24 protein-coding genes and 1 pseudogene are annotated in these 26,999 nt (G+C 43.1%); 12 read left to right on the forward strand and 13 right to left on the reverse strand.

Going from position 1 to position 26,999, the window contains the following annotated elements:
• The first annotated feature begins 631 nt into the window (after nt 1-631).
• A complete protein-coding gene (locus O9300_RS16060; RefSeq protein ID WP_287972710.1) occupies nt 632-2,212 on the forward strand; it encodes a hypothetical protein in 1,581 nt (526 codons plus the stop codon).
• A 38-nt stretch (nt 2,213-2,250) separates the two neighbouring features.
• Here O9300_RS16060 and O9300_RS16065 read toward each other — a convergent pair whose 3' ends face one another.
• The 4 genes and pseudogenes from O9300_RS16065 to O9300_RS16080 form a co-directional block, all read right to left on the reverse strand.
• On the reverse strand, nt 2,251-3,897 hold the full coding sequence (locus O9300_RS16065; RefSeq protein WP_287972713.1) for a hypothetical protein: 1,647 nt from the start codon (nt 3,895-3,897) through the stop codon (nt 2,251-2,253).
• A 63-nt stretch (nt 3,898-3,960) separates the two neighbouring features.
• A complete protein-coding gene (locus O9300_RS16070; protein WP_002756692.1) occupies nt 3,961-4,416 on the reverse strand; it encodes a GtrA family protein in 456 nt (151 codons plus the stop codon).
• A 101-nt stretch (nt 4,417-4,517) separates the two neighbouring features.
• Nucleotides 4,518-4,766 (reverse strand): annotated as a pseudogene (locus O9300_RS16075) (glycosyltransferase); the annotation flags it as partial.
• Nucleotides 4,767-5,126: 360 nt separating this feature from the next.
• Nucleotides 5,127-5,339 (reverse strand): Hfq-related RNA-binding protein, encoded by a 213-nt coding sequence (locus tag O9300_RS16080; RefSeq protein WP_002756689.1) that lies wholly within the window; start codon nt 5,337-5,339, stop codon nt 5,127-5,129.
• A gap of 61 nt (nt 5,340-5,400) precedes the next feature.
• On the opposite strand from O9300_RS16080, the gene dapF reads away from it, so the two are divergent.
• The gene (gene dapF, locus O9300_RS16085; protein ID WP_287972719.1) at nt 5,401-6,246 is read left to right on the forward strand and encodes a diaminopimelate epimerase; all 846 of its coding nucleotides are present in this window, start codon (nt 5,401-5,403) and stop codon (nt 6,244-6,246) included.
• Nucleotides 6,247-6,304: 58 nt separating this feature from the next.
• On the opposite strand, the gene O9300_RS16090 is transcribed toward dapF, so the two are convergent.
• Nucleotides 6,305-6,517, reverse strand: a complete 213-nt coding sequence (locus tag O9300_RS16090; RefSeq protein WP_002756687.1) for a CAB/ELIP/HLIP family chlorophyll-binding protein — start codon at nt 6,515-6,517, stop codon at nt 6,305-6,307.
• 500 nt (nt 6,518-7,017) lie between these two features.
• On the opposite strand from O9300_RS16090, the gene O9300_RS16095 reads away from it, so the two are divergent.
• The 3 genes from O9300_RS16095 (at nt 7,018) to hisB (ending at nt 10,631) form a co-directional block, all read left to right on the forward strand.
• Complete coding sequence (locus O9300_RS16095) at nt 7,018-7,701, forward strand: hypothetical protein (protein ID WP_287972722.1); 684 nt, start codon at nt 7,018-7,020, stop codon at nt 7,699-7,701.
• Between the two features lie 165 nt (nt 7,702-7,866).
• The gene (locus tag O9300_RS16100) at nt 7,867-9,381 is read left to right on the forward strand and encodes an energy transducer TonB (protein ID WP_287972724.1); all 1,515 of its coding nucleotides are present in this window, start codon (nt 7,867-7,869) and stop codon (nt 9,379-9,381) included.
• Between the two features lie 620 nt (nt 9,382-10,001).
• A complete protein-coding gene (hisB, locus tag O9300_RS16105; RefSeq protein WP_287972727.1) occupies nt 10,002-10,631 on the forward strand; it encodes an imidazoleglycerol-phosphate dehydratase HisB in 630 nt (209 codons plus the stop codon).
• A gap of 30 nt (nt 10,632-10,661) precedes the next feature.
• Here the strand turns inward: hisB and thrC are convergent, their stop codons facing one another.
• A complete protein-coding gene (gene thrC / locus O9300_RS16110) occupies nt 10,662-11,771 on the reverse strand; it encodes a threonine synthase (protein ID WP_008203543.1) in 1,110 nt (369 codons plus the stop codon).
• A gap of 340 nt (nt 11,772-12,111) precedes the next feature.
• Between thrC and tnpB the strand changes: the two genes are divergently transcribed.
• The 3 genes from tnpB (at nt 12,112) to O9300_RS16125 (ending at nt 16,385) form a co-directional block, all read left to right on the forward strand.
• Nucleotides 12,112-13,284 (forward strand): IS200/IS605 family element RNA-guided endonuclease TnpB, encoded by a 1,173-nt coding sequence (gene tnpB / locus O9300_RS16115; protein WP_002764978.1) that lies wholly within the window; start codon nt 12,112-12,114, stop codon nt 13,282-13,284.
• Between the two features lie 186 nt (nt 13,285-13,470).
• On the forward strand, nt 13,471-15,102 hold the full coding sequence (locus tag O9300_RS16120) for a hypothetical protein (RefSeq protein ID WP_353851566.1): 1,632 nt from the start codon (nt 13,471-13,473) through the stop codon (nt 15,100-15,102).
• A gap of 512 nt (nt 15,103-15,614) precedes the next feature.
• On the forward strand, nt 15,615-16,385 hold the full coding sequence (locus O9300_RS16125; protein ID WP_287972730.1) for a class II glutamine amidotransferase: 771 nt from the start codon (nt 15,615-15,617) through the stop codon (nt 16,383-16,385).
• 2 nt (nt 16,386-16,387) lie between these two features.
• Here the strand turns inward: O9300_RS16125 and O9300_RS16130 are convergent, their stop codons facing one another.
• Complete coding sequence (locus tag O9300_RS16130; RefSeq protein ID WP_287972732.1) at nt 16,388-17,116, reverse strand: ABC transporter ATP-binding protein; 729 nt, start codon at nt 17,114-17,116, stop codon at nt 16,388-16,390.
• Between the two features lie 75 nt (nt 17,117-17,191).
• Here O9300_RS16130 and O9300_RS16135 point away from each other — a divergent pair, with 75 nt between their 5' ends.
• Nucleotides 17,192-17,881 carry a Uma2 family endonuclease gene (locus O9300_RS16135; RefSeq protein ID WP_287972733.1) on the forward strand — a complete coding sequence of 230 codons (690 nt, stop codon included), beginning with the start codon at nt 17,192-17,194 and terminating at the stop codon, nt 17,879-17,881.
• Nucleotides 17,882-18,194: 313 nt separating this feature from the next.
• On the opposite strand, the gene psaC is transcribed toward O9300_RS16135, so the two are convergent.
• Complete coding sequence (psaC, locus tag O9300_RS16140; protein ID WP_002734319.1) at nt 18,195-18,440, reverse strand: photosystem I iron-sulfur center protein PsaC; 246 nt, start codon at nt 18,438-18,440, stop codon at nt 18,195-18,197.
• A gap of 251 nt (nt 18,441-18,691) precedes the next feature.
• On the opposite strand from psaC, the gene acs reads away from it, so the two are divergent.
• The 3 genes from acs (at nt 18,692) to O9300_RS16155 (ending at nt 21,975) form a co-directional block, all read left to right on the forward strand.
• Nucleotides 18,692-20,662: an acetate--CoA ligase gene (acs, locus tag O9300_RS16145; RefSeq protein WP_287972735.1), complete on the forward strand. Its 1,971-nt coding sequence runs from the start codon at nt 18,692-18,694 to the stop codon at nt 20,660-20,662.
• 299 nt (nt 20,663-20,961) lie between these two features.
• Entirely contained in the window at nt 20,962-21,411 is a 450-nt protein-coding gene (locus tag O9300_RS16150; protein WP_271947462.1) for a hypothetical protein, read from the forward strand.
• A 39-nt stretch (nt 21,412-21,450) separates the two neighbouring features.
• Entirely contained in the window at nt 21,451-21,975 is a 525-nt protein-coding gene (locus O9300_RS16155; RefSeq protein ID WP_287972737.1) for a GNAT family N-acetyltransferase, read from the forward strand.
• Between the two features lie 466 nt (nt 21,976-22,441).
• Here the strand turns inward: O9300_RS16155 and O9300_RS16160 are convergent, their stop codons facing one another.
• The 5 genes from O9300_RS16160 to rimI all read right to left on the reverse strand — a co-directional run bounded on the left by O9300_RS16160 (nt 22,442) and on the right by rimI (nt 26,931).
• Nucleotides 22,442-22,948, reverse strand: a complete 507-nt coding sequence (locus O9300_RS16160; protein ID WP_287732042.1) for a DUF1269 domain-containing protein — start codon at nt 22,946-22,948, stop codon at nt 22,442-22,444.
• Nucleotides 22,949-23,045: 97 nt separating this feature from the next.
• Nucleotides 23,046-23,663 carry a CP12 domain-containing protein gene (locus O9300_RS16165; RefSeq protein ID WP_002796558.1) on the reverse strand — a complete coding sequence of 206 codons (618 nt, stop codon included), beginning with the start codon at nt 23,661-23,663 and terminating at the stop codon, nt 23,046-23,048.
• An 80-nt stretch (nt 23,664-23,743) separates the two neighbouring features.
• Nucleotides 23,744-25,009 (reverse strand): glycosyltransferase family 39 protein, encoded by a 1,266-nt coding sequence (locus tag O9300_RS16170; protein ID WP_147070451.1) that lies wholly within the window; start codon nt 25,007-25,009, stop codon nt 23,744-23,746.
• Between the two features lie 114 nt (nt 25,010-25,123).
• Nucleotides 25,124-26,314, reverse strand: a complete 1,191-nt coding sequence (locus O9300_RS16175; RefSeq protein WP_287972740.1) for a glycosyltransferase family 4 protein — start codon at nt 26,312-26,314, stop codon at nt 25,124-25,126.
• 38 nt (nt 26,315-26,352) lie between these two features.
• Complete coding sequence (gene rimI, locus O9300_RS16180; protein WP_287972742.1) at nt 26,353-26,931, reverse strand: ribosomal protein S18-alanine N-acetyltransferase; 579 nt, start codon at nt 26,929-26,931, stop codon at nt 26,353-26,355.
• Between the last annotated feature and the right edge of the window lie 68 nt (nt 26,932-26,999).

Here is a 26,999-nt window from a genome sequence, read left to right on the forward strand (position 1 = left end):
ATTCTAAAGTAGGTATCTGCTCATTAGAGGCGGCATCTGCCATGACCTGATTTTCCAGCATAACAATCGCGGTGGAGTCGTTTTGCTCAAGAGTATAACAGGATTATTGACATTTGTGACAACAAATTTTTGATTGCTCAACAGTGCCGCCTTAATTGATTGGCTTGTCTTTGTCCCCAATAACCTATAATGATTGGGCTGTTCATTATCCAGATTTCCGAAGCTATCTAAGCTAGACAGGTCCTTCAGCATCCCAACAACGGGGTTTAGATTACGAACAGCTTAGGGCAAAAATTTGGCAACCCAGAGAAAATCTAGATTTTTCTTGCTTCTTGTTCACAGCTTATCTGGCTCTAAAGAGGGTTCTATAGCTTTTTAGGTTTTATCTGGTACAATCTGCCACATTATCTGGTAAGCTAAACAGGTCAATGGTTACAAATTAATTTCAATGACTGGGAGGCCTCTTAATTCTTAGTTTCATGAATCTTAAACGATCAGGGAGACTTCCTATCTATCTACTTGTTGGTGAATTCACACCGATTTCTATAGTATCATAGGATACACTTTACCTATTCAAAAAAAAACTCAGAGAGCTAAGAACTATCATAAAGTGTTGAGGGATAAGAAAATTATGAATAAATTAAGTCAACGTACGCAAATTTTTAACTTTCTTATTGGATTAGGATTTGTCCTGATAATAATTATTAAATTTTATTTAACCAGAAAGTATGAAATTGTCGCTATCGGTTCGGATCCAGAAAGCTATCTGGCGAGAGCTGCATTCAATATTTGGTCGGATAAAGTAGGTATCGGAGCCTTAGGTCATCCTCCCGGTTATTCTATCTTTGTCTGGTTAGTTAATTTATCTGGGATTCCTTTGAGAATATTTCACGATATTTTTTATATACTTTCCACGGGATTTTTAGTTTATTGCCTGCGATTTTTGAAAATTCCTAAATTGATCTGTCTTGGTGTATTTGGTGTCATGGTTTTTTATCCATTGACTTTTAGGTTTTTCAATGATGCCAGGAGTGAATCATCGGTAATTTCTTTATTCAATTTTCTAGTGGGAGTGACAATATTATTATTAATTTCTAGGAAAAGATCGAGTAAACTTGTTTATTCCTGTCTATCGGGTTTGATTCTAGGAATGATTGCCATTACTAGACCAGAAAGAGAGGTATTCTATCTATACTTTCTCGGCTTCGGTCTAATTACTTGGATCACAGGTTATCGAATTTCCAGAAATCAAAAGATCGAGAAAATAGTTTATTACTGTTTAATTCCCTTTCTGCTTTTCTGTCTAGTTAATTTCTCCTGCACGGTCTTAAACAAAGTCAATTTTGGTGTGTCTGGAGTCAGTTTATTCGATTCTCCCAGTTATAAAGGAATGTACACAAAACTGATGAAAATAGATGTGGGTACTCCTCAAAGATATATTACTTTTACGCAGGCACAATTAGCCGCTGCTTATGAAGTTAGCCCAACTTTGAAAAAAATGAAGCCTTTCTTACCCAAAGAAGAAATGATGCAAAGTTACAATACCTGGTTGTTAATTTATGCAGCTCGCGAGGTATCATCAGATCGAAAATCTCAGAGTGTTTATCAGGTATTCACAGAAGTTAATAAGGAACTAGAAAAGGCCTTTCAGGAGAAAACTTTACCTAGTAAACCTTTACTATTAGGTTATTTAGATCCTAACATAGGGGTTTGGTTGCCCCACGTCAAGAGTTCATTTATTAAGGTGGTAAATTGGTTTATATTCCCCCCTATGTCTGAAGTAGAAAATATTATTGCTAAGGATGATCCCAAAGCCAGTGTAGCATTATTTAATGCAACCGCTAATCGCCGAGCCGCTTTGATCAACAACCACAATCCTAATTCTAAAATATTTACTAAAGTCAAAATCTTAAATTATCTCGTATATGTTCTCAATGTGCTGGGAATTATTTCCTTTGTAATCCTCCTAATTTATTCCTGTGTTTATCAAGCCAAATCACTGTTTCTATCTACCTACATAATTATAGTTTTCTTGATTCTTTTAACTCAAATTGCTCGTCTTCTTCTCTATAGTTTACTTGATGCCTCTGCTTGGGAAATTCCGATGCGTTATCTATTTCCCAGTATGCCATTGTTCTCTGGATTATCCTTACTCAATATATTTGTCGTTTTTAACTTGCTGTCAAAAAAGATACTGAAAATGAAAAATTGAAGTTTATCTTGGTTTCACAGCCATAAACCTTAGCTATATCAAGCTGAAAATCGAAATGAACTTAAAAGTTTAGTTGTAACATATAAGTTTAGAATTGACAGTGCGGATAGCAATGGATTAGTGGGGAATAAATAACGTGAAGGTGCAGGGAAAAATGCCAGATCAATTGCAATATACAAAAATAAGCGGAGTAAAATTATAGATAAGGCAAAAGAAATAATCAATGTGTATTGATTGAGAAGTTGGGAGTGAACAGGTTTAACCAAGTAATAGACCAATAATATTACAAAAGATATCATTCCAAGAATATTGATGATCTGAATTAAAGGAGTGATCCGGTTTAAATAGAAAATAAGGTCTTTATTTAAATCTCGTTGATTAACTAGATAAGTTCGACGATGTGCCACTCGATTAAATATTGATCTCATTTCAGGGGTTACTCGAGGATCATCCGTATTTTGTAATAATTTCTTACTACTGACTCGTGGCAAAAATAAATATCCACTCATTTCAGTTAATGAATGAGGAAATTTGTTTAGCCAAAATCCTATATCTATATCATTAAAAGAGAAAGTTTTCTGGTTAATTCTTTTATCGTTAAATGCCTCTTGCAGTTCAGAATTAATTTGAGTAAAAACTTGATACATACTCCTATCTTCTGTTAAATTGCTTCTTCTAATTGCTTCTATTGTTGACCAGTACACCCAATCAATTGCTACTTCTATATTAGTAGTATCTTTTCCACCGAGTCTAGTAATTCTCCTAGCTAATTCTTCTTCGATTAGAGGTTTGACTTGATTCAATGTTGGACTCACTTGATAAGCCATTTTTAATTGTTGGCGATTTATATTGACAAACTCAAAATCATCTATATTTTGACCATCATCTATACTCTGAATCTGGGAAAAAGTTTCTTTGAAAGCCGATGAGTTACTAATGGATAACGCTGGTAATTCTAGAAAAAAAGCATTTAATAAAGTAAAAACTGTAGTAATTAATAAACTTATAGCAATGGGAATAATACAAATCGGCAAAGCTTCTCGAATAGCTCTTGCTATATTCATTCTATTTCTTAATACAAGAATAACAAAAACAACTAGGTAACTCAGGAAGAACACTATCTGCTCTGGACGGGTAATGAATATTATTCCTAAACACAATCCACCAAGAACAGAAAATATTAGTTTCTTCGCTAAATTTTCTGACATAACAGTTATGACAGTTAAAGCCAAAAGGATATGATATAAGCTAATGGCTATTGTTTCAGTTAAAATAGTATTGAACCACAGAAAAGTTGTTATATGAAAAGTTAAAATTGCAAAAATAACTAAGCAGATATATCGAGGAATTTTTAGTAATCTAAAACTAAAAACTAATAAAATATTAGAGATAGTGTAAAAAATCTCATGACTAATTCTTAGAGAAAAATTAAGAAAATTAGAAAACATTATAAATATTGGATATCCTGGCATATAATCGATTATTGCCTTAGCTTTATTAGTAGGAAACCAAATATTCTGATCTGCCATTAACGTATAGAGCAAGGAATCTCTTGGTTGACCAACAACTTCACTGTTTCTGATTAAAAAAAACTTGATAATGATCATTGATAAAATCCCACAAGCAAAGAATAATTTGTTTATATCTTCGCAAAATATTCTCGTCAATAATTGTTTTTTTGCCATAATATTTACTGCACTTAACTAAATTCAATAAAGCGGAAATTGATCTACTAATAACAAGGAAAACTATCTGCTCTTAGGGTCTTTTTTATGCTTATTTAAACCACGAAAACTCCAGTGTTTGTGCAAGAAAAAATTATAAAACATTAAACCTGCACTCACAATTACTACCGATGCCATGTACCATAGTTTAAATACTTCTACCAAAATAAACATCCAAGCCACGTTAATTAATAAGCCAGAAAACATGACATTATAGTACTTTATCAATTCTGGAAAAAAGGTTTTTGTACTTGTATTAAAAGTATAAAACTTATTTAGGCAAAACCCAATAAAACTTGTATAAATTAGAGCAATCACTACCGAAGCAATGTAATGAAATTTGATTTTTTCAGTTAATAAATATATGGAAACAGTATAAATAATATTACAAGTTAAACCAAAAATAAAAAATCGTCGAAATTGTTGACTAGATAGTAAAGAACAAAATTTGTAAAAACTCTTTTGAAGTAGATTAATCATAATTTAGATTACTTTGGCAATAACTTGTTTTACACGATAGTAACTACTATATCGAATAGAGATAAACTGTCCTCACATATTCAAATCCCTCATGATCATACTCCCCTTTCCGGGATAGGAACCACCTGCGCCCCTGAATTAGTGGCAATTTCTTGGGAACCATCGCTACTGCCATTATCGGCGATTAGCACCTCTCCCGCAATTTTCTGTCGTTCCAGATAATCTCGTGCTTTGCCGATACAGGTGGCCAGGGTTTCCGCCTCGTTGAGACAGGGCATGACGATCGATAATTCTAAAGTAGGTATCTGCTCATTAGAGGCGGCATCTGCCATGACCTGATTTTCCAGCATAACAATCGCGGTGGATTCGTTTTGCCCAAGAGTATAACAGGTTATGTACAGCAGTGTCCCAAATTGTTAGCAGACAATCTGCTTATTCTTTTTCCTCTGAGCGGCAATCTATATCTGAAGTTGAATGGCGATCGCTCTACCCGACTCTCTGACTTTCTTTATTTGGCAATTTGACCCAAATTTTCCAGCAACTGAAATTCTGATGCTATCCTCGCCATCCCACCTAATTATTTGCTAAAATTTATGGCCAAATCTCCTTAACCCAAACTGACGTTAAATTTGCTCAAAAGCTATCTGCTTGGCACTGAATTTTTGATGCGTCCGGGACGCATCCCACAGCCAAATATCGCCAATTTCCCCTTAGGCTTTAGGTCTTAAATAAACTAGAGACTGTTGCCAAATTAAAGTGGGTTTATCGTAGTGATCGACTAGGTATAGACAGTTAACATCTTGCCAAAGGATGCGACCAACGAGGAGATCATCGGTGCTTAACTTAATTTCTACTTCCCGTTTCTCTTGAATATAGCTCTGTACTTGTTTAATACTCGGCAGACCAGGATCAAATTGAGACATAATGAGTTTATCGATGAGGTGTTCATCCTCTATTATTCCTGTTGAGCAGCTTTTATTGACGATGAAAATCCCCTTTACCAAATATCAAGGCCTAGGCAATGATTTTATTTTGATAGATAACCGTCACAGTCCCGAACCCCTGATCACAGCGGAAATGGCCGTGGCTATGTGCGATCGACATTTTGGCATCGGTGCCGATGGCGTGATTTTTGCGCTTCCCGGCCAAGCAGCAACCGACTACACCATGAGAATTTTCAACTCTGATGGTTCGGAACCGGAAATGTGTGGTAACGGTATTCGCTGTCTAGCCCAATTTATCGCCCGTTTAGAGGCTAACAACGCCATTGGCCGCACCTATCGCATTCATACTCTAGCAGGAACAATTATTCCCCGTTTAGAAGCCAATGAACAGGTAACGGTCGATATGGGGCCGCCGCAACTCCTCGGCAGTGAAATCCCCACCACTTTGGTCAAGGGGTCAGAAAAAGTCCTTGCGGTTCCCCTAGAGGTGGAGGGCAAAGATTGGTTAATTACTTGCGTTAGTATGGGTAATCCCCACTGTGTCACTTTTGTCGATGATCTGGCCTCTATTCCCCTAGAAACTATCGGGCCAAAATTTGAGCATCATCCGGTTTTTCCCCAACGGACTAATGTGGAGTTCGTGGAGGTAATTGCGCCAGATTATATGAAGATGCGTGTCTGGGAAAGAGGAGCGGGAATTACTCTCGCTTGCGGTACTGGTGCTTGTGCTGTGGTAGTGGCGGCCCTGTTAACGGCTAAATGCGATCGCCATTGTACCGTGGAACTGCCCGGTGGTTGTCTTCAGATTCACTGGTCCCAAACCGATAACCGGGTTTACATGACAGGTCCTGCTAAAGCTGTTTTTGAGGGCATTTATGGTATCTAAACCACCCCGTCTGGACGGGGACTGAACTCCCCGAACAGCGCGACGGGATTGTTAATTCTTAGAGACTGGTAATCCAAGCAATAATTCCTTTACCGGTTAACAATTCAATGGCTAAAAGAGAGACAAAGCCAATCATGGCCAGTCTGCCATTCAATTTTTCAGCGTTTTTGGTAAAACCGAGACTGCTAGAACTATCAACGTACATTTTCGGTTCAACAGCAAAATTATTCAGTCTTCCTTGTTCTTCGGTGGTGTAGCCGCGGGCAGTCATGGGGAGGCTCCTTTTGGATGATTATGTTAAGAAGTGTAACACATTGTTAAGTTATGTTGCAAGTTTTAACAAAAAATTTCTGGAGACTCAGAAAACCTCGATCGGGTATTCAGTCAACGGCAAGGTTCTGGGCTGTCAGGGTAGTGCTATAGTTCTATCTCCTCTGGGTTTATTGAGGAAATTTTGCTTTTTTATTGACAAATTACCCAAGTTGTGGTAGCAAAGAGGTGTAAACTCGATCGCCTGATCAAGGGAAAGACAAAAACTATCTTAAGGTCGCCAGAGGACTGCCGTTAAACTGCGCAGGAGTTAGCGGGGGAAAAATTGCCACCGAAAGCGAACCCGAACGTAGGGAGTCAACTGACCTTGATCGAAGATGCCCCGAATGGGTTAAGTGTGGGGAGAATAGGGAAAAACCACTAGGAAAAACCTGAATAGAATCTTAATATATAGAGTGCCTAGTAGCCGTAACGATTGCGCTCACTGTTTTTGTAAATTCCATGGCAGAGATTAACCCAGAGATCAACCTCATGCAGATAGCGACTATACTCAACCAATATCGATTTGAAATGAGAGGATATAAAGCGCAAGAATTAATCGAGCGCTGGTTGCCCATCTATTCGCTAAATTGGATTCGCATGGCGATTTTAGAGGCACTCTATCAGGGACGTTACAAAGTCATTTCGGTGGAGGAAATCCTCAAAATTTGGCACCGTCGCGGCCATCCTACCTTTCATTTTACGGGGGAATTCGAGCGCTTGGTTTGTAAAAACTTGCTAGATTCCCAGTTAGATGGCAAAAAACCAGCAGTTATCCCTAAACGGGAACAGATCAATATACCTTCTCCCACCCTTGAGCAGCCCTGTCCAGAGCCAGAAGCGGGAAAAACCGATAATAATGGCACAGTAGCCACGAGTAAAGATTCTTTACTCAACTTAGAAACTTCTCTTTTTAATGATCCTCGCAAAGGGATGAGTAATGTGGAGGAATTATTCTCGCAGTTAACCCCGGAAACGCCCAAATTCCCTGAATTAGAATCAGTGCCTAAATCGCCTAACGGTCCTGGAACTAGGGAGAATTTTCCGGCTAATTTTAAACCGGCAATCGATGAGTTTATCCCTTTGTTAGACCCTTCGGAATTGTATCCCAAATTAAAAGCTGTGGCCCGCTCACCGCATAAGTAGGGTTGGCTGAAAAAGTTTTTCGGTGGTGGCAGGGTGTGGGGTGTTAGGTGTGGGGTGGTGGGGTACTGACACCAATTAATTCCCCGCCCTCAAGAAAAAAAATCGCCCTGACGATTAGAATAGAGTTAACTTTTCCCCTCAAGGCTCTGCTCAATTAACTAGATTATGACATCCTCCTATTTTGGTCTAGAAACCGAAGAAAATAAACTAATTAACTCTAATAATCTCTCGTTCGCCGCTTCTCTTGGTATTCATGCCCTAATTTTAGCGATTATCTTACCTAATTTCCTTAATAATCCAGCGCAGGAGCCAAAAAAGGATTTACGCAACGTCAATCTGATTGAATTGAATCCTCTAGAGCAGTCACGTCTTCCCAGTCTCGACTCCTCCCTGTCCAGCTTACCGGAACTGCCTAACCCCAATTTGTCTTCTTCCTCTTTGCCTCCTCTCCCCCCCATCGATGGTATCCATAACAGCACCTTACCTCCTTTACCCTCGGTTTCTTCCCTTCCCCCTTTACCTTCCTTACCTGCTTTACCTCCCCTCTCCTCTTTGCCCTCCGTCAATATCTATTCTCCTCCCGTGGCATCTATTCCCTCTCTGGGTAGATTACCGATTCCTCGCAATTTTCCCACTTCTACCCCCAGTTTACCTGGTCCTTCTTCTGTTCCCACCCTGCCAGAGAATAATAATCTGCCTAGGGAGACTAATAACCAGCAGGTGCGGCCTTACTTCGATCCCTACCAAGATAATCTAACTTTAGATAGATTGCGAAATTCGCCCCTTAGTGCATCGCAACAGGCGCAGGAACAATTAAACAATTCCTTGGCCCGCACGTCGGATCCGAATGGTCAATCGCCCCTCGATGAACAGCGTCGTCAACAATTAATGTGGGAAATGCGGGAACGTTTGCGCTCCCTAGAGGCGGACAAAAGCAATACCAGTAACGAGGAGGCCATGAGAAATCAGGTGGATTGGCTGGCCAGAGTCCAAAAAACTAATCCTAACGCCTTAAATGAACTAAATCAGCCCAATCAGGGCAGCAGAGGCATAACTACCGTCAATTTGACTGGTAATTATCCCGCCACGGCTTGTTCCCGTCAATTAGCGGGGACGGCGGTTTATGGGGTGACGGTGGATGCTCAAGGGCGCCTCAGCAGTGAACCCCAGTTAATTAAAAGTGCCGGCTTCCCGATTTTCAATCAACAGGGGGCTAGGGAAGTACGCTTAACTCGCTTTAATAATCCCAGCGGTGAGTCGAGAATCTATCATGTGCGAGTCAGTTTTGCCCCTAACCCGGAAGTGTGCCGAGGTGCGATCGCTAATCCCCCAAAACCGGAGGGTAGCAACCTCAATACCCGTAACTCCCCCCCCGTAACGCCGGCAATTGAAACCCCGCTTCGTCCTAATCAACCGCCACAACCCGCCGTTAGTCCCCAACCGGATAACGTCAAGCCGCCCGAAACCACAGGACCAAATCCAGTCCAAAACCAGCAAGAACCGCCCAAAGAAGCGATAATCGAAGAAAAAGCCCCAGAAACTCCTCCCCAAACCCCCGCTCTCAATCAGCCGGAGGGTTCCCCCGCCGGTCCCCCCACTAGCCAAAATCCTCAACCCCTGAGCGAGGAAGTGTTGCCCCCCAGTCCGCCGGCGGAAGCTAAAACTGAACCAGAAAGTTAGTCCGTCAGCCTTATCAGTTATCAGTTATCAGTTATCAGTTATCAGTTATCAGTTATCAGATGTGAGTTTTAGGTTTACTGATTACAAGGGCCGAATCTAAAACCTAATTTGTTAAGCTAAGTAGGGTTTGCTGAATAAATCTAAAAACCTTGTTGGATAAGACTTTTGGACTTTTTTCCCCTCAAAAAGTGCCAGTTCTGGGAGTGAGGGAGGGAAAATTCAGGTACTTTTTCTCTGAAAATTAGGTAATTGACCAGATGAGAATCGGTAAAAACCTACACCCCACACCCCACACCCCACACCCTGTCCCCACGAAAAACTTTTTCAGCAAACCCTAAGTAGGGAGACACAATTATTTGTAGGATGGGTTAGCGGTAGCGTAACCCATGCGGGCGTTGGGTTTCATGCTTCAACCCAACCTACGTTCTTTTCTAGACCCCCCGCACAAGTAAGTTATCGAGCTGCTATCGGGTCAAAATATCTAAAAGCTCGGATAAATTTGACATAATCTTAGGTTTTATGGGTAGGATAGTTGTTTCTTGTCTTCTGTCTCCTGTCTCCTGTCTCCTGTCTCCTGAAAAGGAAAACTTCGTATCTCACCATTAAGATAACTGCTGCAAATGATTTTCACTTCCCAGATACCCGATTCTTTTGTCTCACCTTGCCGTCGCGCCTCCGTTAGTCGTACTACCAAAGAAACCGATGTACAGGTGACGATCGATCTTGATGGTAGCGGCAATTGTCGCGCCCAGACAGGAATTCCCTTTCTCGATCATATGTTGCAGCAAATCGCCTCCCACGCTGCGATCGATCTCGATGTGCGCGCCACCGGAGATCTAGAAATTGATGACCATCACACCAATGAAGACGTGGGAATCACCCTCGGACAAGCTTTACTGCAAGCTTTAGGCGACAAAAAAGGCATCGTCCGTTTCGGGCATTTTGTCGCCCCTCTCGATGAAGCTTTAGTGCAGGTTGCCCTCGATTTTTCCGGTCGTCCCCACCTCAGTTATGGTCTAGAAATTCCCACCCAAAGAGTGGGAACCTACGATACTCAGCTAGTGCGGGAATTTTTTGTCGCTTTGGTCAATCACAGTCAAATGACCCTACATATTCGCCAATTAGACGGGATTAATTCCCATCATATTATTGAGGCTACTTTTAAAGCTTTTGCCCGGGCGATGAGTATGGCCATAGCGATCGATCCCCGTCGCGCTGGTATAATTCCCAGTTCTAAGGGAGTTTTATAGAAGCACTGCTTAACCCGAATTAACGTTAGCTTAAAAGCCCATAATTTGAGCCACTTGGGTTAATTCGGGAGCAATCCCGGATTTTAGTTGGTTATTGCTGTATTTTACCGCCGAATCTGGGTCTTTTAGTCCATTTCCCGTTAAAACACACACTACGGTGGCCCCATCGGGAACCTGTTGATGCACTTTTAATAATCCTGCCACAGAAGCGGCGCTGGCTGGTTCACAGAAAACCCCCTCTTGGCCCCCTAAAATCCGATAGGCTGCCAATATTTCCTCATCGCTGACCGCGTGAAATTGCCCTTGACTAGCGTGACTAGCGGCCCAAGCTTTTTCCCAGTTAGCGGGGTTGCCGATACGGATAGCCGTGGCTAGGGTTTCGGGATGGTCAACCGGTTGTTTGGAGATAAAAGGGGCGGCCCCGGCGGCCTGAAAACCCATCATCTTGGGCAGTCGGTCACATTTGCCTATCTGGTGATACTGACAGAATCCCATCCAATAGGCGCTAATATTGCCCGCATTACCGACGGGAATACATAACCAGTCGGGAGCATTACCCAAGACATCGACAATCTCGAAAGCAGCAGTTTTTTGACCCTCTAAACGGTAGGGATTGACGGAATTGACTAAAGTTACGGGATAATTTTCTGATAGTTGGCGGACAATCTTGAGGGCATCATCGAAGTTGCCATTAATAGCGATTACTTCGGCTCCGTACAATAAAGCTTGGGCTAATTTTCCTAAGGCCACATAACCGTCGGGGATAATCACAAAGGCCCGCATCCCGGCTCTTCTTGCATAGGCTGCCGCCGCCGCCGAGGTGTTCCCGGTACTGGCACAAATCACCGCTTTTGCCCCTTCTTCTTTAGCTTTCGAGATGGCCATGGTCATGCCTCGGTCTTTAAAGCTACCGGTGGGATTTAAACCATCATATTTGACAAAAACCTTGACATCGCGCCCGATTTGTGCTGAGAGATAGGGGGCGGGTATCAGGGGTGTATTGCCTTCTAGGAGGGTAATTACAGGGGTTTTACTGCTTACGGGCAGAAATTGGCGATATTCTTCGATCAAACCGCGCCAGCCGCCGATAGACGATGATTTAGTGGGTGATTGGGGGATCGATCGAGAAATAATTGTCATAGCCTTAAGGATACAGATTTGATTAGATGGCCTAATTTCCTATTTTATCGAATAAGCAGTCCAAAAAATTAATCTCGATCGCCCAGTTGGGATTCATGGGGTTTAAAACAGGGATGCGGGAAGATAAAAGGCAATAACAGCAAATAAATGACCTTTTTAGGCAAAAAATTGTCATTTTATTGCTAAAAATCTGATTTTTTGCCCTTTTTGTCTTTCAGAAGTTGATTTAACTTAGTGTCAGCAGAAGTCCCTCGCTTTTAGCGATGGGATGAATGCTGACCAGCATATAGACAATTCTATAAAGTTGTGTTATCATAAATATAGATTCTTGATAACAGCCATGTACAAAGCATATAAATTCACAATAAAACCCAATACCGAGCAAGAAATAGCCTTAGCTAAAGGCTTCGGCTGTTGTCGCTGGTTTTGGAACTATTCCTTGAATTTATGCCAAGAAACCTATAAAACCACAGGAAAAGGGCTAACACGAAACTATATTCAGGGACTATTGCCTAGTCTCAAAAAAGAATATGAGTGGTTGACAGATGCTTATTCTCAGTGCTTACAGGTTGTTGCTTTGAACTTATCGCAAGCTTATCAAAATTTCTTTGAAAAACGGGCTAGATTACCAAGATTCAAGTCCAAACATGGTAGGCAATCAATTAGCTATCCAGCTAATGTCAAGTTTGAAGGTGACTACCTCAAATTACCGGGTAAAGTTGGATTAGTTTATTGTGTGCGTCATCGGGAATTTGAAGGAACAATTAAAACCGTTACTATCTCAAAAACTCCAGACGGTAAATACTACGCTTCTATTTTAGTTGATGACGAATTGGAGTTGCCTGAGACATCAAAGGATGGCAAAGGCATAGGAATTGATTTAGGACTTACTCATTTTGCCATTACCAGCAATGGTAGTAAGTATGAGAATCCTAGACATTTAGCTAAACATCAACGTAATTTAAAGCGTAAACAACAAAAGTTATCCCGTAAAAAGAAGGGAAGTAACAACCGTCAAAAAGCTAGACGTAAAGTAGCTAAAGTTCACTCTAAAATCTCAAGATGTCGTGAGGATTTTCTCCACAAGCTATCCCGTAAGATAGTTAACGAAAACCAAGTTATTGCGGTAGAAAATCTCAATGTTAAAGGCATGGTACGCAATCATAATTTAGCTAAGGCTATTAGTGATTGTGGTTGGGGAATGTTTTGTACAATGCTTAAATACAAGGCAGAATGGGAAGGAAAAACTTATATCGAAGTTGATAGGTTTTTCCCTAGTTCTAAAACTTGTAATGTCTGTCTAAATCAAGTAGCGAGTTTACCACTTGATGTTAGAACATGGACTTGTGAGCATTGCAAAACAACCCATGATCGTGATATAAATGCGGCGATAAACATCAAAAATGAAGCCTTACGGATATTGTCGTTAGGAACTAGCGATACTGCCTATAGAGGGGATGTAAGACCAAAAGTTGGGCGTAAGTCCGTCTTGAGGCAATCCCCCGTGAAATAGGAAGCTCTCAACTCTGTTGAGAGTAGTTCACTTAGCTGGTTATATTTAAATTGAAGATGGCTCCCCCCTGCTTGATAAGGGGGGTTTGATCCCCCCTTAATCCCCCCTTGATAAGGGGGGTGTTTGACAGTTAACACCTAACTACTTAATAAACCATCACCGGGTAAATAGCCAGAGATAGAAATTATGAAGGAAAGCACCGTCCCCACCATTAATCTCGCTCCTAAACTCAGACGCGATTTATCTTTATGGAATCCCTTTGATTATCTTTTGCTGTTGTACTGGGTGTTTTATTTTCCCCAAGCAGTGCGCTGGTATGTGGAAACGAGAGACGGCGGCGATAACCATACCGTACAATTGCGTCTAGGGATTCAGGGTCTTCTCTTAACTGTAATTACCCCTCTGATTATCTGTAGCATAGCAGCAAATTTAGGACTTTCTGTTGATTGGGGGGGCGTGGTGTGGGGCGTGGTGTGGGGCGTGGCGTTGGGCGTGGTGTGGGGCGTGGTGTGGGGCGTGGTGTGGGGCGTGGCGTTGGGCGTGGTGTCGGGCGTGGCGTTGGGCGTGGTGTGGGGCGGGGTGTTGGGCGGGGTGTGGGGCGTGGTGTTGGGCGTGGTGTTGGGCGTGGTGTTGATCGTGGTGTGGGGCGGGGTGTTGGGCGGGGTGTGGGGCGTGGTGTGGGGCGGGGTGTTGATCGTGGTGTTGATCGTGGTGTGGGGCGTGGTGTTGGGCGGGGTGTGGGGCGGGGTGTGGGGCGTGGTGTTGGGCGGGGTGTTGATCGTGGTGTTGGGCGTGGTGTGGGGCGGGGTGTCGGGCGTGGTGTGGGGCGGGGTGTGGGGCGGGGTGTGGGGCGTGATGTCGGGCGTGATGTCGGGCGTGATGTGGGGCGTGGTGTGGGGCGTGGTGTTGGGCGTGATGTTGGGCGTGATGTTGGGCGTGATGTCGGGCGGGGTGCGGTCCGTGGTGTTGGGCGTGGTGTCGGGCGTGGTGTGGGGCGGGGTGTCGGGCGGGGTGTTGGGCGGGGTGTTTATATTCGCCTTTTTCCGTCTTGATAATTGGCTAATCGGGCTTTTGGCGGGCCCTCAAGGGCGACTTTTTCCCCGTATTACCCTTCTACCGCTGCCGGGGTTAACCTCGACTCTACAACAATGGTTACAGCAAGACTGGGAAACGGCTATTAATAACCTCAATCAATACTTTCAGTACAGCCGCCAGTTTATTCCTGTCCTTGCCGCCGTTAACCGCGTTTTATCGCAATTCCCAGAGGCAGAAATTATCTATCGCGTCTCCCGTCTGGCAGAAAATCCCTCCGATTGGCAATTGTTAAAATATGCGTCGGCGAAACTGTTTTCTTTTACTGACAGCCAAATCCGTCTAGATACTCCTGCTCGCGCCGCCGCCGCCGGTTTTTGGTATCTTCACCAACAGGACACCGAAAAAGCCGAAAAAGCCTTTGCTGTGGTACGTTCCCTCGCCTACGGGGAAGAAATGTATAGCCTCGCCCAAACTTTACACCGATTTAGTCAGGCAGCAACTTTCGATAGTATCGCTTCCCTGAAGGTTGCCCCTATTGCCGCAGAACCTTCATTACGTCCGCAAACTTGGCAAGCTATCAGCAGTTTAAATCGAGTTATCGCAGAAATGGCTTTAGTCCAGAGAAGTGACTCCCGAAAGACTAGAAAACTCGCTCTTAATCGGATTATCAGGGAATTAAGGGATATAACCGACCGACAGGCTGCCAATTTACCCCAAGCAGAAAAAGCATTAATCCTTTCTATCGCCCAAAAATGGAAAACTTGCTGTTCTTCTAGCTTGTAAGCTAAGACGCATTTAAACCGCTTATTCTTGGATTAGCCGAATCTCCCGCCCCTGCCCCTAGGGTTGATTCATAGTAGGGTTGATTCATAGTAGGGTTGATTCATAGTAGGGTTGATTCATAGTAGGGTTGATTCATGAATCAACCCTACCTTGAGGGGGTTTGATCCCCCCTGCCCCCCTTGATAAGGGGGGTGTCTGACAGTTTTTAACACCTACCGACAATCAACCCTACCTTGAGGGGGTTTGATCCCCCCTGTCAGCCTTGATAAGGGGGGTGTCTGACAGTTTTTAACACCTACCGACAATCAACCTTACCTTGAGGGGGTTTGATCCCCCCTGTCAGCCTTGATAAGGGGGATGTCTGACAGTTTTTAACACCTACCTACTTAGTGCCAGATTAATTTCTTAGCTAGGATAGGCAAGAGGCAGCTGGAAAAAATTCTCCTGTCTCCTGTCACGGCTGCTGGCAGTAAGTAATTTTGCCGGCATCTGATATTCAAACTCAAGCAACTATGTGTCAACTTCTAGGCATGAATTGTAATGTCCCCACGGATATCTGTTTTTCCTTCGAGGGATTTTGTGCGCGGGGGGGAAAAACCGACGAACATCGAGACGGTTGGGGAATCGCTTTTTTTGAGGGTTTAGGTTGTCGAACTTTTATTGATGTTAAACCCTCGATCGCTTCTCCGATTGCGGAATTAATTAAAAACTATCCGATCCATTCTACCAATGTTATCGCCCATATTCGCAAAGCCACCCAAGGAGAAATTAAACTAGAAAACTGTCATCCTTTTCGGCGGGAATTGTGGGGAAAATATTGGGTTTTTGCCCATAATGGTCATTTAGAAAATTTCTCACCGGCTGCGGGAGATTTTTATCAACCGGTTGGGGACACAGATTCGGAAAGAGCTTTCTGTTTAATTCTTAATACCCTACGAGAGACTTTTCCCCAGGGCAAACCTTCCCTAGAGCAACTTTATCAAGTCCTAAAAACTATCACAAATTATATCGCTTGTCAAGGAATTTTTAATTATCTTTTATCCGATGGTGAACATTTTTTTGCCCATTGTTCGACGAAATTAAGCTATATAATTCGTCAATATCCTTTTGCCGCCGCTCATTTAATTGATGAAGATGTGAGCGTTGATTTTCAAGCTTTAGCTCATCCCGGCGATCAAGTGGCAATTATTGCCACTACACCCTTAACTGATAATGAAGTTTGGACAACGATTAATTCAGGAGAATTATTAGTTTTTCAGGAGGGCGCAGCAATTTTAAGTTAATCTTACCAGTGGTCACTTTGTCGAGATTTTTCTAAATCAATTAACTGAGTTTTTAGCCCTAACCAATCTAATTGATGGGCGAGGCAATCTGAACCAATTTTTCCCGCTTCTAGATAAATAACTCTCTCGGCAAATTCCTCTAAAAAATCTAGTTGATGATTGACCATAATTATCGTCATTGAACTTTGATTATTTAATACTTCTAATAACCTGCTGGCCGTGCCTGTATCTAGAGCGGAGGTGGGTTCATCTAATAACAGTATGCTCGGTTCTAACAGCAAAGCTCTGGTAATTGCCACTAATTGTCTTTGTCCTAAAGATAATTCTAACTCCCCGCGCTCAAACCACTGTTGAGGAATTTTTAATAGGGATGTCCAATGGTCAATTCTCTGATTAATTTCAGCAGGGTTAAGTTTTTTTAATTGCAAAGGATAAGCGAGAGCATCTCGAACAGTCATCCCTAATAATTTCGACTCTTGTAGCAATAAAACTATCTGTTGTCGCAGGGAAATAACTGGTATTTCCCTAATCGATTTACCTTGAAAATAAATATTTCCCGTGCTTGGTTCCTGCAAACGATTTAACAATCGCAAAAGAGTCGTTTTTCCTGCCCCAGATGCTCCGACAATAGCTAACTTTTCTCCTTGCTTGATGCCAAAAGTAATATCTTCTAACAGATAAGCACTGCCCCGTCGGATAGCTAAATTTACTTGCTGTAGTTCTAAAATCAAGATCGGTCTTTTCCTTACTTAGTTCAAGTTTATTATATAATGAAAATAGCCCAATGAGTTCGGCAGGTATTCCCCATGGTTAGTCAAGTTAACAAAACCGAGATTATCTATCCTGAGAGCGACGGTAAACCGATGGCAGATAATACTAAACAATTTAACTGGATAGTGACGATTAAGCAGAATCTCGACTGGTTATATATCGATGATCCCCAGGTATTTGTAGCGGGGGATCTGTTGTGGTATCCCGTGCAAGGCCAGCCGAAAATTGCTGCCGCTCCTGATACGATGGTAGTATTTGGCAGACCGAAAGGCGATCGAGGTTCCTACAAACAATGGCAAGAAGATAATCTTGCTCCTCAAGTCGTCTTTGAGATTCTTTCTCCCAGTAATACCTCCATCGAAATGGCCAAAAAATTGCTATTTTATGATCGCTATGGAGTCCAAGAATACTACGTCTATGATCCCGATGATAATAGTCTAGAAGCTTGGCAGCGAATTGGTGACAGTTTAGACAGTGTTAGTGAGGTTAATAATTGGGTGAGTCCCCGTTTAGGCATTCGGTTTGACTTAACCGACGAGTTAAAAATTTATCGTCCTGATGGTACTCAATTTTTGTCCTACAGCGAAATTAATCAACTACTGGAGCAGGAAAAGCAACGGGCTGAAAATGAACGGCAACGGGCTGAACAGGCTAATCAGCAGTTAGTAGAAATGGAGGCAAAACTGCAAAAATATCGTCAACTTTTTGGAGAATTACCTAACTAGGGTTTGCTGAATAAATGTGAAATATAGACGAGGTAAGGGGTTTGGTGGCCTGTTTGGCGAAGCAGCTGCAAGATTTTCAAGCTAGTGACTCAAAAACGGGAGCATCTTGATCGGCGATTGCGTCCTGTAGGGGCGAAGCATTCGGGCAATAACTTATTGCTGAAACCGTAGATTTTCTATCCGAATGCTTCGCCCCGATTTTTTCAGCAAACCCTAACTAGCGAAGGGAGTATAACAAAAAAAAAGAGGACTGGTTAGTCCTCTTAACAAGATTAGTTTTCGCTAAATATTAAACACAGAATGATTGCCAGGCCTAGTAGGCTAGACCCATACTGCGGGTGGTTTCTGCTCCGAGATAAACCCGAATGCTCAAGAAATCCGTCGGACAAGCGGTTTCGCAACGTTTGCAACCAATACAGTCTTCCGTGCGGGGGGAGGAGGCAATTTGGGCAGCTTTACAGCCATCCCAGGGGACCATTTCCAGCACGTCGAGGGGACAAGCCCGAACGCATTGGGTGCAACCGATACAGGTATCGTAAATTTTAACGCTATGAGACATTGAATTATGACTCCTTACCGAGTGTTCTCCATGTTAAATTTCGGGTTTATCGGTTAGTTTACCTTACAGCGATCTGTTCATCGCTCGATCGGTGACATAACTTTAAACTCTGTAACACTTGGGGCCAAATGGCGATCGCTAGTCAGGGATCGGGCAATCCTAAAATAGCCTTAAAGAATTGCTTGCCGGGGTTACGGGGGGAACCGAAAAAGGTAATCTGGATCGCAAGATAATTTATTTCGTTTGCCAGTATGACAGAAATAGCGATCGAATCGATCCTACAGGAAAATCGGCTGTTTCCTCCCAGTGCCGAATTTGCTCAGAATGCCACAATTAAAAGCTTTGAAGAATACCAGCAACTCTACGCCAAAGCCAAGGCCGATCCCCCGGCTTTTTGGGCCCAATTAGCCGAAAAAGAATTACATTGGTTTGAAAAATGGTCAGAGATTCTTGACTGGCAGCCCCCCTTTGCTAAATGGTTCGTCAACGGCAAGATTAATATTTGTTACAACTGCATTGACAGACATCTCACCACCTGGAGACGCAATAAAGCCGCCATCATCTGGGAAGGAGAACCGGGAGACAGCCGCACCATTACCTACGAACAGCTACACCGAGAAGTGTGCCAATTTGCCAACGCTTTAAAGGAATTAGGCGTGAAAAAAGGCGATGTGGTCGGAATTTATCTGCCGATGATTCCCGAAGCGGCCATCGCTATGTTAGCCTGTGCCAGAATTGGCGCGCCCCACAGTGTAGTTTTTGGGGGATTTAGTGCCGATGCTTTGCGCGATCGTCTTAATGATGCGGCCGCTAAGGTGGTAATCACTGCCGATGGTGGTTTCCGCAAGGATAAAGTCGTTGCCCTCAAGGAACAGGTAGATCTGGCTCTAGCCGATAATAGCGCCCCCAGTGTGGAAAAAGTTCTCGTTGTCCAGCGCAGCAAGGAAGCAATCAATATGGTTGCCGATCGCGATTACTGGTGGCATGATCTACAAAAACAGGTATCTGCTAACTGTCCGGCCGAACCCATGGATAGCGAAGATATGTTATTTATCCTCTACACCAGTGGTTCCACCGGCAAACCGAAAGGAGTCGTCCACACCACCGGCGGTTATAATCTCTACACCCATGTCACCTGCAAATGGATTTTTGACCTGAAAGACACCGATGTTTACTGGTGTACTGCCGATGTGGGTTGGATTACCGGCCATAGTTATATCGTTTACGGACCGCTTTCCAATGGTGCAACCACGGTAATGTATGAAGGGGTTCCCCGTCCCTCTAATTTAGGCTGTTTTTGGGATGTAATCGAGAAATATCGGGTTAATATCTTTTATACTGCCCCCACTGCTATCCGCGCTTTTATCAAAATGGGTGAAGATATCCCCAATAGCCGGGATTTATCCTCTTTGCGCTTACTGGGAACTGTGGGAGAACCGATTAACCCAGAAGCGTGGATGTGGTATCACCGGGTTATCGGTAAAGAAAAATGTCCGATTGTCGATACTTGGTGGCAAACGGAAACCGGGGGGATTATGATTACTCCCTTACCCGGGGCAATTGCCACCAAACCGGGGTCAGCAACCCTACCTTTCCCCGGTATTATGGCCGAAGTGGTGGACTTAGACGGCAATCCCACCCACGCGAATGAGGGGGGTTATCTGGTGGTCAAACATCCCTGGCCCGGTATGATGCGAACAGTTTATAAAAATCCCGATCGCTTCCGCAATACCTACTGGGAACATATCGCCCCCAAAGATGGCCAATATCTCTATTTTGCCGGGGATGGTAGCCGTCGGGACGAAGACGGTTATTTCTGGGTAATGGGGCGCGTCGATGACGTGATGAGCGTTTCTGGCCACCGTTTAGGGACAATGGAGATCGAATCAGCTTTAGTATCCCATCCCGCGGTAGCGGAGGCGGCTGTAGTGGGACGACCGGATGAAATTAAAGGGGAAGAAGTCTATGCTTTTGTGACTCTCGAGGGGCATTATGAAGCGAGTCCGGAGTTAGCGCAAGCATTAAAGGATCACGTTGTCAAGGAAATTGGCATTATTGCTCGACCGGGAGAAATCCGTTTTACTGATGTGCTGCCAAAAACGCGATCGGGTAAAATTATGCGTCGTCTCTTGCGAACTTTAGCATCAGGTCAAGAGATTTCTGGTGATACTTCTACTCTAGAAGATCGATCGGTTTTGGATAAATTACGGCAAGGTGCGTAATTTAATTGCTGGTTTTTCCTAGCAGTTAGGGTGAGGAATAAGAGTTAATCTTATCTCACTCTAACGGGAGTGATGCTCGGGGAACATATTTGCTCAAGCACCAAAGCTATAACTAATAATAAATCCTGTTGAAAAGGTATAGGGGAAGTGGGGAAGTGGGGAAGTGGGGAAGTGGGGAAGTGGGGAAGTGGGGAAGTGGGGAGTCGGTTGTCAATACCAAATTCGGTTATACTTCATGTTTATAAGAAAGGCTGTAATAATAAAGATAAGAGCGAAGGGAAATTATAGGAGTTTAATCAATGACCACCACTACTACTACCGATAATGATTTAAAAAGACTAGAAGATTTAATCCTCAATGGACAGAAGATAATCGAACATCGATTCAACGAAATCGACAATCGACTCACTACCATGGACAATCGACTCACTACCATGGAAACTCGACTCACTACCATGGAAACTCGACTGATTGAGGTTGACAATCGATTGAAGGTGATCGAGAATGGACAAGCGGAAATGAAAGCTGATGTCAAAACTGTTCAAAAAGATACTACCGATTTAAAGATTGAACTCACGGAAGTTAAAGGTGATATTAAAACTCTTGATAGTAAATTTGATGACATGAATAAACGCTTAGAGAAAGTCGAAGGAACCCAAAAAAATCAAATTTGGACATTGATAACTGTCTTAAGTGGTTCCTTACTAGCCGTAGGATTTAGAAGTTTTTTTATCGACAATAATCCCTAATCTCAGAAAAAGAATTGCTATAATTTGCTCACAAAAACAATGAAAAGTGATCGCCTAATTCTCCGTCCTTGGCAACTACCCGCAGACAAAGAGTCTTTTTTTCAGATCTATCAAAATTCCGAAGTCACTCATTTTTTGCCGAGAATTCGTCAGTTAGCCACGGATATTGAGAGTTTAAATGCCCATTTTTCTGTAAGATTACCAACTATTCGTAATCAGGGTAATGGCAGCGATTGGTGGGCAATGATAGATCGAAAAAATAATCAGATTATCGGTTCGATAATTTTACAGAATTTGCCCGATAACCACGGTTATCCTACCCCAGATAGCGAAATTGGTTGGCATTTACGGCGCGATTATTGGGGACAAGGATATATAACCGAAGCGGCTAAAGTTATTCTAGAATACGGCTTAATCACCTTACAATTGCCGATTATCTACGCAGTGGTTAATCCCGATAATTATCGCTCAATTCGTGTCACCGAAAGATTAGGAATGCAATCAATGGGATTAACGAATAAATACTACGACACTGAAGCACTTTTATTCTCGATCGAAGCTTAAAGTTCATTAATAATTAGGGTTTGCTGAAAAAGTGTATTGGTGGGGTTAGGAGTCAGGAGTCAGGAGTCTCCGAGTCAGGAGCCGGTCGTTTCAGGCTTTGTTGCCCTTGGTTTTTGTACCATTTTTTGTACTATGAAAATAATAATGCAAGGTTTTTGAATGTCCCAATCCTATTTTCGCAGCATGAACATCGGATTTTAACAGGTCAAAAGCCTTATTTTAAAAGGGTTTTACCATTATTCAGCAAACCCTAATTATTGATTGTTTCTTATTTTATAGCTGCTGTGGTTGTGATACTAAATCCAGTTATTAAAGACTGATTATCTATTCCCCCTTTTGCATGAGTGCCTCTTGCATGAGTGCCTGTCCTAATAAGTAGCCTATACTCAGCGGATTTAGTATAAATTACCTAAAAAAGTAAAAAGGGAAATATATTCCCTTTTTCTGGCTTTTATGGACCCATATCCTAAACGGTTTCGGGTTGAACACCTCTTTGGTCGAGAATTTTCTGTAATTCAGCTTCGTCGGTTTTGGTCAAAGAAGTGCGTAACACTTTACCTCCGTAGGGGGCCACTTCATCGAGGACCTTATCGGGGGTAACTTTTTGGACGAGAACAAAGAGAGCAGATGTACCTGGCTGCATGGTTTCTCCCAATTCCCGCATAAAATTGTCATCCACACCGATATCAGTTAAAGCACCTCCCAAAGCGCCACCAGCAGCACCGAGGACAGCCCCTAATAAAGGGGATAAAAAGAGCATTCCGATTAATAATCCCCAGAAACTGCCACTAGCGGCTCCCGCTGCCGTTAAATTGACCGCTTGCTTGAGTTTAATCTGGCCATCTTTGTTTTTAACCACTACGGCAGCATCTTCTAGCTCGATGAGATGTTCCTGTTGCAGTTTAGCCAAAGTTAAACGAACTTCTTCTGCTTTAAATTCGTCCTCATAGGCGATGACAAATAGATCAGCCATAGTTTTTCCTCGATTATTAGTAAATAAAACCTTTATACACTACTTTTGCCGGATTAAAAAGTTTGAGGTATCGGAGAATACCTCAAAGCCATGGGGATTAGGTGTCATAAATACGAGCTTCAAAAGCATCGGGATTTTCTTGACAGTATTCCTCAAAATAGGTTTTTTCCGGTTTTTTAGCGCGTTGGTGTGCCAATTCTGCCTGTAATTCCTCAACAACATCCCAAGCTGCGGCACAATCAGGAGAATTTCCCCCTTTTTCAGCACATACTGCCCGGGCAATATCTCTAGCTTTGATAATCTCCGCTTCTAAATCAAGACTGCGGGGCTTTTCGACGGCGTTACCTTTATGGAGGATGTCACTAACAGATATAACACCGAGCAAATCACCTTTAATTACCGGTGCGAAACGAATACCGGTATTAGCAAATAAGCGAGCTACATATTCAACCCCGAGGTCGGGATTAATCACGATGCAGGGTTTGCTCATCACTTCATAAACGCGCACCTTTTGCGGATCTTGACCGAAAGCGACGACTTTATAGACAATATCGGTTTCAGTGATAATTCCGTAAGCATCTTCATCGTGACGGCGATCAACAATGAGAGTTCTAATGTTCTTTTCTCTCATCAATTGTACCGCTTTGGCAACGGTTTCAGAACCTTTAATCTTGGCCACCTCCGTGGTCATAATTTCAGCTGCTTTCATAGTCATAGTTAGAGAAGTTAAGTTGTGCCTTTATTATTTTAGGGTATATCCTTGTCAAAAATCCAAGAATCTCATCTGCAAGATTTCTAGTTCCAAGGACGTAAAAAATAAGAAACTAACATCAAACAGCCGACAATATTCCCCAGCAATAAGCGGGCTACCTTGAAATAGTTATCTTTGGTATAATACTGGGCTAACAGGATCAAGAATGGAATAGCTGTAGCTGTATAGCGAGTCGAATAATAATGGGTAATTTTAAAAGCTGTAGCGGCAACTACGATCACGGCAACATTTAAAAACAGAAATTTACTATCTTTATAGTGATCTCGGCAATTGTTGAGGCTGGCAATCAGAAAAAGAATTCCAAAGGCAAGCAGACAGGAGGAAGCTAAATAGAAAAAGAAACTTAGCCAAGTAGGATCGGGAATAATTTTCTGGAAAACTTGGTAGGCTGGACGAATAGAAAGGATTTTAAAGATAGCGTTGCCTAGAAAGCTGCTGACCAGGACAGATATTATTATCACCTTATTCAAGCTGAACCATTTGGGAGCGAGGATAAATAATAAAAGACCGGTGTAGGCAAAGGAAAGAAATCCGTTTACCAGAGAATATCCAGAAGATAATGAACTTTGACCGGGGGGAACTAATCCACCCCATACGCTAAAAACGATAGCGGGTAAAATTCCAGAAGTTAACCAGCATAATATTAAAGGTTGCCAAGATTTTTTTGAGGAACTAATTGTTAGTATTGGCAAGATAAACACCAGAACGAGAAAAGTTTGTCTGCCGACAATTGCCATCCCTAAACATAATCCACTCAGAGCGGCTATTCCTAAGCTCATTGGCCGGTTATCTGCAATTTTTTCTAGAGCTATAAATATCAAGAAAACTGCTAAGGTTGCCAAGAGCATAGCAGGGATTTCCGTGAGAGCCATGCCCGTAATCACCCAAATCATCGGTAGGCCTATAATTGTCATACTAGAGACCAGTGGCTGGGGAATTTTGAAAATTTTTTGCAGGGTTAAACTCAGGACTAAAATTAACAGTAATAAAAGAAGAATATTAACCAACCTAACGGCAGGGGCTTGCAAATTGGTCAAGGGCTGAAAGATATAATGAATTATCGGGTATAACGGACCTGGGGCCGATTGTCCTGTACCGCGTAAGAATCGATAGGATAAACCGTATTGATTTAATAAATCTACTAACGGTAAGTGATAAACTTCATCATAAACGAGAGCATGGGGAGAAAGAAGTACACAGGTCAATAAAACCACAAAACCGATGAAATTGACCAGGACACTTGCTAGTTGAGCGGGATTAAAATCCTTAGTCATTTTCAGCATATTCATAATTTTGTGTCGAGGAAATTACTCTCCTAGGATTATGCTCTAGTTCATTGGGTTTGTCCAGAAGAAAATCGGGACGGCTTCAGGATGGCTGACGGCTAAAAAACCGCTCCCTGATTAACGCCATTCTACCAGTTGTCGTTCTTGGACAACCAAACCATATACTGTCTCAGTTTGACGGGCTAAATTCGCCCAATGAAAGCGTTTTTCTAGGTCTTCGTAGGCGTTATTAACTAATTCGTGGGCGTATTCGGGATGATTTAAAACCTCTAAAATGCCCCAAGCGAGGGAATCAGGATTATTGACGCGGGTGACAATTCCCGTTTGGCCATGACGGACAACTTCGGGAAAACCGCAGGTATCAGAAACTACCACGGGAACCCTCGCGGCGAAACTTTCCAGGGCGACAATGCCAAAAGGTTCGTAAAGACTGGGAAAAACGGCACAATCGGCCACGGTTTGGAAGCGATCGAGGTTTTCATCGGACATAAAGCCCGTAAAATAACAATGATGCCAGATACCGAGATGCCAGGCCTGTTGTTTGAGTTTGTCGGTATTGCCGCCACCGATAATGACAAATTTAGTTTGACCCTCGGTCTGGGCCAGGACTTTTGGGGCAGCGTTGAGTAACACCGAAACCCCCTTTTCAAAGGTCATACGCCCGACGTAATAGACGATTTTTTCGTGATCTTGGGCATATTGACGACGAAAAGCTCGGTAATCAAAGTTAGGGTCTCTTTGCTTTTTCTCGGCCCGAATACCGTTATAAACCACATCGATTTTATCCCAGGGTGCGCCCAAAGCCCTATGGACTTCATGACGCATATAGCCGGTACAGACGATAATGCGCCAAGCATTATAGACGAGGGTTCCCTCTTTGCTGCCGATATAGCGTTGGGTGTCGGTGTGCAGTCCGTTATAACGTCCGTATTCCGTGGCGTGAATAGTGGCAATCAGGGGGATTTTAAAGAGATGTTTCATGGCAATGGCCGCATCCCCTACTAACCAATCGTGGGCATGAACAAGGTCAAATTTTCCGTATTCGGCGATTAGTTTGCCGCCCTGTTGCCCCATGCTGTTATTCATGTTGACCACCCAATGGAAAAAGTCATTGCCGGGGGGTACGGGGACGCGGTGGATGTGAATGCCTTCGACCAGTTCGTAACTGGGGGCCTGACCGAATTCGATCGTGATTAAATGGACTTCATGACCGAGTTTGACGATTTCGGGATAGAGTTCGGCAACATGACGGGCGATACCGCCCACTAATCGCGGTGGAAATTCCCACGCCAAGACTAAAATCCTCATTTTTCCCTAACCTCGACCTGATTTAAGCTTGTAGGTAATCATTGCATCCCCATGGTATCTATTTTGGCTCTGGTTTCTTCCTCTAATTGCCACTCTCCCCGCACCAGTCTGGAAAGGATTTCTTGTCGCCACTTGCTTAATTGTTCCTGAAAAGCGGCCGTTTGTAGATCGTTGCGCCAGAAAATTAGGGCTGATTCGCCAGTTTGCGGATAATAATTTTTACGCTCTCCAGCGATGCGGAAGCCAAAATGCTCGTAGAGCGCGATCGCTGACTGGTTCGATACCCTCACCTCTAGCGTAGCCCTTTCCAGTTGTCTTTGTACAGCCTTCTCCAGAAGTTTGTAGAGAAGTAGTTTTCCTAATCCTTGTCTTTGATAGTCGGGATAAATTGCCAGGAGGGTAATATGCGCTTCTTCGAGAATTGCCCAAAAACAAGCCAATCCGATTAGGGTTTCGCTATCCCGGTCCAGGGTAAGAATTAATAATTCACTGTTGAGGCTGTTTAATTCCCGTTGATATCCCGATAACGTCCAAATACCGCCGAGACTGGTGCGATCGAGTGCCACCATGGCGGCAAGATGTGCGGATTTTGGGGGTTTAATCTGTATTTTTGCCATTGATCGGGGAAGGGAGCAGGGAGTGGGGTGTGGGGTGTGGGGTGTGGGGTGTGGGGTGTGGGGTGTGG

The sequence above is a fragment of the Microcystis sp. LE19-195.1E genome (assembly GCF_027532095.1).
GTDB lineage: Bacteria > Cyanobacteriota > Cyanobacteriia > Cyanobacteriales > Microcystaceae > Microcystis > Microcystis aeruginosa.